This window comes from Streptomyces sp. NPDC059900 (assembly GCF_050270335.1).
GTDB lineage: Bacteria > Actinomycetota > Actinomycetes > Streptomycetales > Streptomycetaceae > Streptomyces.
In genome coordinates this window covers 1-11,438 of sequence record NZ_JBNNJZ010000252.1, presented here as the reverse complement: position 1 = coordinate 11,438, position 11,438 = coordinate 1, and the positions used below count along the sequence as shown (strand labels likewise).

7 protein-coding genes and 1 pseudogene are annotated in these 11,438 nt (G+C 71.3%); 6 read left to right on the top strand and 2 right to left on the bottom strand.

Annotation, left to right across the window (positions count from 1 at the left end; all coding sequences use genetic code 11):
- From ACQKIP_RS27320 to ACQKIP_RS27295, 6 genes and pseudogenes are all read left to right on the top strand, one after another.
- Positions 1 to 731 (top strand): CHAP domain-containing protein (locus tag ACQKIP_RS27320; protein ID WP_427744367.1); only part of this gene is annotated, 731 nt, incomplete at its 5' end.
- 133 nt (positions 732 to 864) lie between these two features.
- Positions 865 to 1,854 carry an ArsR/SmtB family transcription factor gene (locus ACQKIP_RS27315; protein ID WP_427744365.1) on the top strand — a complete coding sequence of 330 codons (990 nt, stop codon included), beginning with the start codon at positions 865 to 867 and terminating at the stop codon, positions 1,852 to 1,854.
- A gap of 403 nt (positions 1,855 to 2,257) precedes the next feature.
- A pseudogene (locus ACQKIP_RS27310) lies at positions 2,258 to 3,731 on the top strand (xanthine dehydrogenase small subunit).
- The gene (xdhB, locus tag ACQKIP_RS27305; protein ID WP_365854567.1) at positions 3,728 to 6,163 is read left to right on the top strand and encodes a xanthine dehydrogenase molybdopterin binding subunit; all 2,436 of its coding nucleotides are present in this window, start codon (positions 3,728 to 3,730) and stop codon (positions 6,161 to 6,163) included. The pseudogene ACQKIP_RS27310 and the gene xdhB overlap by 4 nt, the downstream one beginning before the upstream one ends.
- Before the next feature lies 1 nt (position 6,164).
- Positions 6,165 to 6,974 carry a xanthine dehydrogenase accessory protein XdhC gene (gene xdhC, locus ACQKIP_RS27300; protein WP_365854746.1) on the top strand — a complete coding sequence of 270 codons (810 nt, stop codon included), beginning with the start codon at positions 6,165 to 6,167 and terminating at the stop codon, positions 6,972 to 6,974.
- Positions 6,975 to 7,130: 156 nt separating this feature from the next.
- On the top strand, positions 7,131 to 8,744 hold the full coding sequence (locus tag ACQKIP_RS27295; protein ID WP_427744362.1) for a class I adenylate-forming enzyme family protein: 1,614 nt from the start codon (positions 7,131 to 7,133) through the stop codon (positions 8,742 to 8,744).
- 28 nt (positions 8,745 to 8,772) lie between these two features.
- On the opposite strand, the gene ACQKIP_RS27290 is transcribed toward ACQKIP_RS27295, so the two are convergent.
- The gene (locus ACQKIP_RS27290) at positions 8,773 to 9,993 is read right to left on the bottom strand and encodes a metallophosphoesterase (RefSeq protein ID WP_365854563.1); all 1,221 of its coding nucleotides are present in this window, start codon (positions 9,991 to 9,993) and stop codon (positions 8,773 to 8,775) included.
- A gap of 192 nt (positions 9,994 to 10,185) precedes the next feature.
- Positions 10,186 to 11,438: AbfB domain-containing protein (locus tag ACQKIP_RS27285; RefSeq protein WP_427744360.1), on the bottom strand; the 1,253-nt coding region annotated here is incomplete at its 5' end.

The window sequence follows — 11,438 nt, the reverse complement described above, 5'->3', positions numbered from 1 at the left end:
CTCCGGCGCAACGGGGAATCAACGGGGAAGGACCACTGATGTCCAGCACCACCTCCAGCACCATGTCCAGCATCACGAGGAGCTCCGTCCGCCGCCCGGCGGTCCTGCTCCTGGCCTCCGCCCTCACCGGCGGCGCCCTGGCCGCGGGGTCGCTGACCACGACCGCGTCGGCCGCGTCCGGCCCGCTGCGCGCCGACATCGTCAAGACGGCGACCATCGAGAAGAACAACCCGAAGCACAACCGCGAGAAGCCGAAGAACTGCAACTTCTACAGCGGGTACTGGAAGACCAGCGGCGACAACATCTGCTCCACCTCGACCGGCGGAGTGAAGTGGCGCTCCAACAACTGGTGCGCCGACTTCGCCCGCTACGTCTGGAAGAAGTCGGGCGCCAACACCAAGAAAACCGATCCGTGGGCGGGCTCCTTCTACCGGGCCGCCAAGGCCGGCACCGGCACCTGGCACAAGCGCGGTTCCTACGTCCCCAAGCCCGGTGACGTGGTGCTCTACGACTGGGACGGCAGCAAGCCGAGCCTGGGCAACAACGGCTGGGACATCGACCATGTCGGTGTCGTCACCAAGTACCGCACCAGCGGGAAGAAGCTGACGACCATCGAGGGCAACACCACGAAGACGGCGAGCGGCAACGGCAAGGAAGGCGTCTACCAGCGCGCCCGGCACAACACCGAGCGCGGCGACGTCGTCGGCTACGTCTCGCCCGAGAAGCGGTAGAGCCCACCACCTGCCCGCAGGGCCACCGGCCTGCGGGGCACGCCCCGGGGAGAGAGCCGCACCGACCTCATCTCCCCGGGGCGCCTGCGTGACCGCACGGCTTCTGCCGCCCGTGCGGCCCGGAGAAACAGCTGTGATCGGGGGACACATGCTGCGCATGCACTTCACCGCGCCGGATCTGGCCCGGACACGGGTGGCGAGCGGGCCTGCCCTGATGTGGGAAACCGTCCTGAGCACCCACTGGCTCCGGGAGGGCTGCGCCGGACTCCTGGGCACCTGGTGGCGCGGACGGGTACGGCCGAACCTGACGGGCCGGGCCAGGGCGCTGGCCGAACTCATCCCGCAGCAGGGCTACTTCCCGGACTTCCTCACCCCGCACACCGCCACCTTGTGCCCGGCCGAAGCGGTGGAGCCGGTCCTGCGCACCCGCAGGAAAGAGCTGCGCGGCGACCTCGAACTCCTCGCCGCACAGGGCGGGTTGTCGCCGTGGGCGCGCGATCTGCATCAGGGCACCGGCCCGGCACTCACCCGGCTCGACCAGTCCCTGCGCGACTACCAGCGGGCCGCGATCCATCCGTTCCTCGGCAGCATCCTGGCGCACACCGCACGCGAACGGGCACGGGCCGGCCGGCTACTGTCCTCCGGCGGGGTGGAGACGCTGCTGCGCGACCTGTCCCCGTCCGCGCGATGGCACGCGCCCCGTCTCGACATCGACTATCCGGTCGACCGCGATCTGCACCTGGACGGTCGCGGCCTGCTCCTTGTGCCCTCCTACTTCTGCCGCTGCCACCCGGTGACGCTGGTACGCCAGGGGGACGAGGTCCCGGTCCTGGTGTACCCCCTGGGCCACGAACCGTGGGACTCCGAGGCGGCGGACGACGCCGGTGACACCCTCGCCGACCTCGTGGGGTGCAGCCGCGCCGCGGTGCTCCAGGCCGCGGGCCAGTGCCGCCGGAGCAACACCAGCCAACTCGCCCGCCGCTCCGGTCTGCTCCTGTCGTCGGCCAGCCAGCACCTCGCCGTGCTGCGCCGCGCCGGCCTCGTCGTCAGCTCCCGCGAGGGCAACAGCGTGCTGCACGAGATCACTCCGCTCGGCGCCAGCCTGCTCCACCGGCACGTGTGACCACGGGCAGAATCGCCGGTCGCAGTCGGTCAGGGGCCGGGCCGCGCAGGGGTGACCTCTTGACCTCGGTGGCTTCAGCCACTAGTTTTCGGTGGCCATCGACCTGTCATTACCGAAAGGGGGCGACCCAGCGGATGAACACCAGCTCTGATCTTGGTCGCCTCGCCCAGCGCACGGTCTGGGTTCCGGGTCGGATCGCGCACGGCGCCTGAGCACGCCGTAATCGAGGTGCCCCTCCGTGGCACCTCCCGGGTACTCCCTCACTTTCTTCCGGCACGCCCTTGCCGCGTGCCGTCCTGCGCCCCGTTGGTCTCCCTCGTGTGGCGCGTATGAGCACAGAAAGCTGCCTGAAATTGGCGAACATGATGAATCGACCGATCGTGCACGGAAACGAAGGCCAGTCATGACAGCGGCGCGGATCACCGTCAACGGAAAAGACACCCCGATCGCCCCGGCCGCGTCCCACACCACCGCGCTGGACTTCCTGCGCGAGCGTGGCCTCACCGGCACCAAGGAAGGCTGCGCCGAGGGCGAATGCGGCGCCTGCTCGGTCCTGGTGGCCCGGCCCGGCGTGGACAAGCCCACCGACTGGGTGGCGGTCAACGCCTGCCTGGTCCCGGCCGCGGCGCTCGCCGGGTCTGGAGCGCGTCCCCTCCGAAGGTCTCGCCACCCCCGGTGAACCCGGCACGGCGAGCACCCTGCACCCGGTGCAGCAGGAGATGGCGGTCCGCGGCGGATCCCAGTGCGGATACTGCACACCGGGATTCATCTGCAGCATGGCGGCCGAGTACTACCGGCCCGACCGCTGCGCGCACGCGGACTCGTCCGACGACAGCGACGCCACCGATGCCGAGCACGGTCCGAACGGCTTCGACCTCCACGCGCTGAGCGGCAACCTGTGCCGCTGTACCGGCTATCGCCCCATCCGCGACGCCGCGTTCGCCGTCGGAACGCTCGCCGACGAGGACCTGCTCGCGCAGCGTCGCGAGCAGGACCCGCCCGCACCGGTCGCCACCGACTACACCAGGGACGGCAAGGCGTTCCTGCGGCCGGGCACCCTGGCCGAAGTGCTGCGGCTGCTGCGTGAGCGGCCCGACGCGGTGGTGGTCGCAGGCTCCACCGACTGGGGCGTGGAGGTCAACATCCGCTCCCGCAGGGCGGATTGCGTGATCGCCGTCGACCGGCTGCCCGAACTGCGCGAGCTGCGCGTCGCATCCGACCACGTCGAGATCGGGGCGGCGCTGACGCTCACCGAGATCGAGCGGCGCCTCGACGGCCGAGTCCCGCTGCTGGGCCAGCTGTTCCCGCAGTTCGCATCCCGGCTCATCCGCAACGGCGCGACCCTCGGCGGCAACCTGGGAACCGGCTCTCCCATCGGGGACAGCCCGCCCGCGCTGCTCGCCCTGGAGGCGTCGGTGGTGCTCGCCGACGCCGACGGCGAGCGCGAAGTGCCGCTGGCGGACTACTTCACCGGCTACCGGCAGAGCGTGCGCCGCCCCGGCGAACTGATCCGTGCGGTGCGCTTCCCGCTGCCGCTGTCGCCGGTCGTGGCCTTCCACAAGATCGCCAAGCGGCGCTTCGACGACATCTCCAGCGTCGCGGTCGCCTTCGCGCTCGACATCGAGGACGGCGTCGTACGCAAGGCGCGCATCGGCCTCGGCGGCGTGGCCGCGACGCCGATCCGCTCGCTGGCCACCGAGGCGGCCCTTGAGGGCAAGGCATGGACGGCGGAGACTGTTCAGGCGGCGGCCCGGGTGCTGGGGGCCGAGGGCACGCCCATGAACGATCACCGCGCCAGCGCCGACTACCGCTCCGCGATGCTCGGCCAGAGCCTGCTGAAGCTGCACGCACAGACCACCGAGGGTGTGACGTCATGAGCCACTTGTCCGAGCGCCCCGAGAAGTCCGTCGTCGGGGTGTCCATGCCGCACGAGAGTGCCGTCCTGCACGTCACCGGCGCCGCGCTCTACACCGACGACCTGGTCCACCGCACCAAGGACGTGCTGCACGCCTACCCGGTCCAGTCCGCCAAGGCCCACGGCAGGATCACCGCGCTGCGCACCGGGCCCGCACTCGAGGTGCCGGGCGTGGTCCGCGTCCTGACCGGCGCCGACGTGCCCGGCGTCAACGACGCGGGAATGAAGCACGACGAACCGCTCTTCCCCGATGTGGTCATGTTCCACGGCCACGCGGTCGCCTGGGTGCTCGCCGAGACACTGGAGGCGGCACGGCTCGGTGCGGCGGCCGTCGAGGTGGAACTCGACGAACAGCCGTCCCTGATCACCCTGAAGGACGCGATCGACGCCGAGAGCTTCCACGGCGCCCGGCCCCAGATGCTGACCGGTGACGTCGAGGCCGGCTTCGCCGACTCCGCGCACGTGTTCACCGGCGAGTTCCAGTTCTCCGACCAGGAACACTTCTACCTGGAGACACACGCGGCGCTCGCGCTCATCGACGAGTCCGAGCAGGTCTTCGTCCAGAGCAGCACCCAGCACCCGTCCGAGACCCAGGAGATCGTCGCGCACGTCCTTGGCCTGCACAGTCACGAGGTGACCGTGCAGTGCCTGCGGATGGGCGGCGGCTTCGGCGGCAAGGAGATGCAGCCGCACGGCTTCGCGGCCATCGCCGCACTCGGCGCCAAGCTGACCGGCCGCCCGGTGCGGCTGCGGCTCAACCGCACGCAGGACCTGACCATGTCCGGCAAGCGCCACGGCTTCCACGCCCAGTGGAAGATCGGCTTCGACGCCGACGGCCGTATCCAGGCCCTGGACGCCACCCTGACCGCCGACGGCGGCTGGAGCCTGGACCTGTCCGAGCCGGTGGTGGCCCGCGCGCTGTGCCACATCGACAACACGTACTGGATTCCCAACGCCCGCGTCGCCGGCCGCATCGCCCAGACCCACAAGGCCTCCAACACCGCCTTCCGCGGCTTCGGCGGACCGCAGGGCATGCTGGTGATCGAGGACATCATGGGCCGGTGCGCGCCGCTGCTCGGCCTGGACCCGATGGAGCTGCGCGAGCGCAACTTCTACCGGCAGGGCCAGGACACGCCCTACGGACAACCGGTCTCGCAGCCCGAGCGGATCGCCGCCGTCTGGGAACAGGTCAAGGAGACCGGCGGACTCGCCGACCGCAAGCGCGAGATCGCCGCGTTCAACGCCGCGCACCCGCACACCAAGCGGGCCCTTGCGATCACCGGCGTGAAGTTCGGCATCTCGTTCAACCTCACCGCCTTCAACCAGGGCGGCGCGCTCGTGCTGATCTACAAGGACGGCTCCGTCCTGATCAACCACGGCGGCACCGAGATGGGCCAGGGCCTGCACACCAAGATGCTTCAGGTGGCCGCGACCACCCTGGGCATCCCGCTGCACAAGGTGCGCCTGGCCCCCACCCGTACCGACAAGGTCCCCAACACCTCGGCCACGGCGGCGAGTTCGGGAGCGGACCTCAACGGCGCCGCGGTGAAGAACGCCTGCGAGCAGCTGCGCGAACGGCTGCTTCAGGTGGCCGCCACCCAACTGGGTTCGAGCGGCGCCGATGTGCGCATCGTCGACGGCGTCGCCCGCACCCTCGGCAGCGACAAGGAGCTGGCCTGGGACGACCTGGTGCGCACCGCGTACTTCCAGCGGGTGCAGCTGTCGGCGGCCGGTTTCTACCGCACCGAGGGCCTGCACTGGGACGCGAAGTCGTTCAGCGGCACGCCGTTCAAGTACTTCGCCATCGGGGCCGCCGCGGCCGAGGTCGAGGTGGACGGCTTCACCGGCGCCTACCGCGTCCGGCGGGTGGACATCGTGCACGACGTCGGCGACAGCCTGTCCCCGATGATCGACATCGGTCAGGTCGAGGGCGGCTTCGTACAGGGCGCGGGCTGGCTGACGCTGGAGGACCTGCGCTGGGACACCGGCGACGGGCCGAACCGCGGCCGGCTCCTGACCCAGGCCGCCAGCACCTACAAGCTGCCGAGCTTCTCGGAGATGCCCGAGGAGTTCAACGTCACGCTGATGGAGAACGCCACCGAAGAGGGCGCGGTGTACGGGTCCAAGGCGGTGGGCGAGCCGCCGCTGATGCTGGCCTTCTGCGTACGGGAAGCCCTGCGGCAGGCCGCCGCCGCGTTCGGTCCCGGCGGGGTCGGCGTCGAGCTGGCCTCGCCCGCGACACCGGAGGCGGTGTACTGGGCGATCCAGTCGGCTCGTGAGGCCGCCGTTTCCCGTAATGGGTCTGCCCACGGGTCTGCCAACGGGTCCGCCCGCAACGGCTCCGCCGCCGACGGCGGGATCCGGGCCGGCGCAAAAACCCTGAGCGGTGCCTGAGATGACGTGGGTCGCCGCGGTCGCGCGGTTGCGGGCACGCCGGGAGCCCGGCGTGCTCGTGACCGTCGCGACCGTGCGCGGACACGCCCCGCGCGACGCCGGTGCGAAGCTCGTGGTGGGGGAGAGCGAGGCCTGGGGCTCGATCGGCGGCGGCAACGTCGAGGCCGTCGCGATCGACCGGGCCAGGGAGATGATCGCCGCGGCCAAGCCCGATCCGGAGCTGATCGACTTCGCCCTGAACGACAAGGTGGTCAACCAGCACGGCGTGCAGTGCTGCGGCGGCACGGTCTCGGTCCTGCTCGAACCCCTCGCGGTGGTACGGGCGGTGGCGATCTTCGGTGTGGGGCACGTCGGTCTCGAACTGGCGCGCATCCTGGCCCGCCAGGACCTGGACCTCCATCTGGTCGACACCCGCTCCGACATCCTCACCGAGGAGCGGCTCGGGGTGCTCGCGGACGCGGTGGGGCAGGTGCACGTGCACCACACGCTGCTGTTGCCCGAGGAGGTCCTCGCGGAACTGCCGCGCGGCACCCACGTCCTGATCATGACTCATGACCACGCCGAGGACGCCGCCCTGTGCGACGCCGCCCTGCGCACCTCCCACCTCGGCTCCATCGGCCTGATCGGGTCGGCGGCCAAGTGGGTGCGATTCCGCCACCGCCTTTCCACCGAGGGCGGCCACGACGACGCGACCATCGACCGGATCAAGACCCCGATCGGCCTCGCGGACGTCACCGGCAAGGAACCCGCGACGATCGCGGTAAGCGTCGCCGCGGACCTGCTGCGCACGTTCGAGGCCGAGGTCCACTGACCGGCTCGCCCGCCGGATGGGCAGGGTGCCCCGCACCGGTGCGCAGGCACGGGTGCGGGGCGCTGTCGTTGGCAGGGGCATGGTACTCCGCCGCACGATGGCCGAAGTCGCCCCCTCTGGGACGCCGACACGTAAGCGGCATGTTTGCATGTGTCCATGATCATTAAGTCACAGCAAACATCTGAGCCGCGGACGTACGTGGACCACGTCCTGGAGCACTGGCACAAGGACGAGGACACCGAGGCGCTCGTCCAGGGCACACAGCGGCTGACCCGGGCAGAGGCCCGGAGGCGGCTGTTCCGTCTGGGGCACGCGCTGCGCGCCCAGGGGCTCGAACCCGGCGACGGAGTGGGGCTGTTCCTGGCCAATCGCGTGGACTCCGTCCTGGTGCAGCTCGCGGTCCATCTCATCGGCTGCCGCGTCGTGTTCCTGCCGCCCGAGCCGGGGCCCGGCGAGCTCGCCGCGCTGGTCGAGCAGTCCCGGGTGCGCGCCGTCGTCACCGACCCGCTCTTCGCCGAGCGGGCCGCCGACGCGGCGGGCCGCAGCGTCCACGCCCCCGTGCTGCTCGGCCTGGGGCCCTGCGGGCAGCGGTGTGCCGACCTCCTGGCCCTGGCGGCCGACTGCCCGGAGGTACGCCCCGAAGGCGTGCCCGCACCCGGAGCGGACGAAGCCGTCACCGTGCTCTACACCGGCGGCACCCTGGGCCGGCCCAAGCTGGCCGCGCACAGCCACCGGCTCTACGACGCACTGGTGGCCCTGGCAGAGGACGCCGCCGACACGGTCTTCCCGACCGTGAACCCCGGAACGGAGCGGGTGCTCGCCGCCACGCTGCTCACGCACGGCAGCGGCCACCTCATGTCGGTCCAGGCTCTGGTGACCGGGTCCGCCCTCGTCGTGCTGCCCGAGTTCGAAGCGGGCGCGGCCCTCGAAGTGCTGCGCGAGGAGCGGATCACCGCCACCATGTTCGTGCCGCCGATGCTGTACGCGCTGCTCGACCACCCGCAGTGCGTGCCGGGCGCTCTGCCCGCGCTGGGGCGGATCGTCGTCGGCGGAGCAGCCTCGTCGCCCAGCCGGCTGCAACAGGCCGTCGAGGTGTTCGGACCGGTGCTCAGCCAGGGCTACGGGCAGTCGGAGGCGCTCGGCATCGCCGCGTTCGGCGCGGAGGACCTCGCCGCGCAGGGTGCCCGGCGGCCCGAACTCTGGCGCAGCTGCGGTCGCGCGATATCGGACACCGAGATCGAGATCCGCGGTGAGGACAGCACGGCGGCGCTGCCCGCACGGCAGGTCGGCGAGGTGTGCGTCCGGGGCAAGGTGGTGATGCTCGGCTACTACGAGGACCCCGAGCGCACCGCGCAGGCGCTGCACGACGGCTGGCTGCGCACCGGGGACCTGGGCTATCTCGACGCGGAAGGATACCTCTACCTCGTCGACCGGGCCAAGGACATCATCGTCACCGGCAGCACCAGCGACAACGTCTACTCCAGGGTCCTCGAGGACTTCCTGCTCACGCTGCCCGGCGTACGCAACGCGGCGGCCCTGGGCATGCCGGACGAGGAGTTCGGCGAGGCCGTGCAGATCTTCCTGGCCACGGCCGAGGACGCCGACGTGGACCCGGACACGGTCGGCGCGGCGGTGACCGCGGAGCTGGGCGAGCTGTACGCGCCGCGCAAGACGGTCCTGCTCGGCCAGTTGCCGACGACCAAGGTCGGCAAGGTGGACAAGAAGGCGCTGCGCGCGGCGTGGACGAACGCGGCGCCGGCCACGCCGTAGGCGCTGTCGCCCTGCCGGGCCCGCGCGGTTACGGCGAGGGCACCTGCTCGGGGGAGCGGAGCACGAGCAGGGTGATCTCGCTGGGGGCGAAGACGCGGAAGGGCGGGCCCCAGAAGCCGGTGCCGCGGCTGGTGTAGAGGAGCGTGCGGGCACCGTGGCGGCTGAGTCCCGCGAGGGCGGGCTGGTCGAGGCGGACCAGGTGGTGGAAGGGCCAGATCTGGCCGCCGTGGGTGTGGCCGGACAGCTGGAGGTCGACGCCGCCGGCCGCCGCCTGGTCGACGAACTTGGGCTGGTGGGCCAGGAGCAGGACGGGCAGGCCGGGGTCGGCTCCGTCGAGCGCTCCGGCGAGGTGGGCGCGGTGGCCGGCCAGGCCCGAGGACTCGGCGGTGACGTCGTCCACACCGGCGACCACGAGGGTGTCGCCGCCGCGTTCGAGCAGCAGATGGCGGTTGCGCAGCGGCTCCCAGCCCAGCTCGTCCATCAGGTCGACCCAGCCCTGGGCCTCGCTGTAGTACTCGTGGTTGCCGGTGACGTAGACCCGGGCCCGCGTGGCCCGCACGGTGCCCAGCGGTGCGGCCTGGGCGCGGCGGCGTTCGGCCGTGCCGTCCGCGATGTCGCCGGTGTGGCAGACCAGGTCGGCCTCCAGGGTGTTCACCGTCTCGCAGACCCGTGCCGACCAGCGGGCGCGGTCGAGCGGCCCGTAGTGGGTGTCGGTGATGAGGGCGACGCGGGTTCCGTCCAACCCGGCGCCCAGGCGCGGCAGTTGCACATCCAGGCGGCGCACCCGGGGCACCCGGCGGGCCTCGGCGTATCCCCAGGCGAGCAGCGCGGCGGCGGTGCCGAGGATCGCCCAGGTGACGATCCGGGCCCGGTCCTGGCCGTCGCCGACGCCTGCCACGGTCAGGGCGATCCGCAGCAGGACGCCGAGCACGACGGACCAGGTGAACAGGACCCAGCTGATGCCGAGGAGGCTGTCCCCGAGGATCGCCGCACGGTCCTGCTGCCGCTTGCCGTGGCCGCGCATCATCGCGAGCGGCATGCCGATCAGGCCGAGGACGAACAGGGCGGTGCCGCCAAGGGCGACGGGGAGCGGCCAGTGCTGTCCGGCGTGCAGCAGCAGCCAGCAGGGCACGGTCCACAGCAGGACGGGGGCGATCAGGGGGAGGTAGCGCATCAGGCGGCGCAGCCGGCTCTGCTGAGTCGCGTGCGCTGCGTTGTCCGCGGGTCGGGTCTCGCTGGTGTCGGCCACGCTTCCCCTCCTTGAGTGATGAGGCTGCCGTCGCGCGCATTCTCGCAGCCCGGAGGAGCCCGGATCGCGCTGGGTAGGGCCGGACGGCGACCGGGCTGCGGCCCGTGACCGGATCGGCCCGGAACTGCTGGGGCGCCCGAACGGGCACAAGACCGTTCGGGCGCCCTGTGTGCAGCTGACGGGCGGCGCGGATCAGGACACCCAGGGTGCCTCCACGGCCCAGGTGGTGTCCTCGACGAAGCTGCCCGGGTTGTCCGCGGCGCGGGACCCGCCGGGCACGGCGAGGTACACCTCGGCGTTGTAGTGGCGCAGATACTGGCCCGGGTAGTTCTGGGCCATCAGACGGACACCGCCCTGCCCCGGCACCGCGCAGAACGTGGCGTCCTCGCGGAACAGCGCCGAGCCGTCACCGGCCTCCCGGTGTACCCGGAACTCGCGGTGGCGCAGGTACTCGCCGGGGTAGTTGCGCGACTCGAAGGAGTAGCAGGAACTGTCGGCAAGACCGGGCACGATCCGCCAGGTGGCGTCGTTCTTGAGCAGGTCGCTGCTGGTGCTGTTGACGACCTCCGTGTACGCGAGGGCGTCCTTGTGCCGGAGGTAGCGGTCGGTGTAGCCGGGGGTGGTCACCCGCAGCGATTTGAGGCCGGTGGGCAGCGTCGTCGGCGCCGGCGGGCTCTTCGACGCGTTGATCAGGGCCTGGTTCGCCGCCTTGACCCGCGCCGCGTCGACCTTGACTACCTGGCGGTCGTACGTCAGCAGGCCGTTGACCTCGTTCTCGACGTCGGTGATCTCGGTGTAGACCGACCCCGAAAGACCGGCCGGCATCTGCTGAAGCCGCAGCGCGTCGATCAGACCGATGAAGCGGTTGTTCAGGTGAGCGGCGTCGGCCTGGTCCTCGTACGAGAAGCCGTTGCCCGGCGACCACTCGTGACCCGGTACCCGCAGCCCGAGGCCGCCGAACTCGCCGAGGACGGCGGCGCGGGTCGAGGACGGTTTGGTCACCCCCGGGCCCACATAGACGTGGTTGTCGATCACGTCGCCGTTGCCGCCGTCGACCGAGCCGCAGCAGTTGATGCCGCTCATGTTGTTGACCAGGCGCGAAGGGTCGGCCGCCTTTACCTTGTCGGCGATGCGGGCCTGGTCGTACTGGCCCCAGCCCTCGTTCTGGTTCGCCCACATCACGAGCGAGGGGGAGCTGCGGTGCTCGTCGATGATCTGGTCGTACTCCGCCTCCCACTGGGTGCGGGCGGCCGAGTCCGGCGTGCGGGTGTCCATCGCGGGCATGTCCTGCCACACCAGCAGGCCGAGCCGGTCGGCCCAGTAGAACCAGCGCTGCGGTTCCACCTTGATGTGCTTGCGGACCATGTTGAAGCCGAGGTCCTTGTGCTTTTGCAGGTCGAACTTGAGGGCGTCGTCGGTGGGCGCGGTGTAGATGCCGTCGGGCC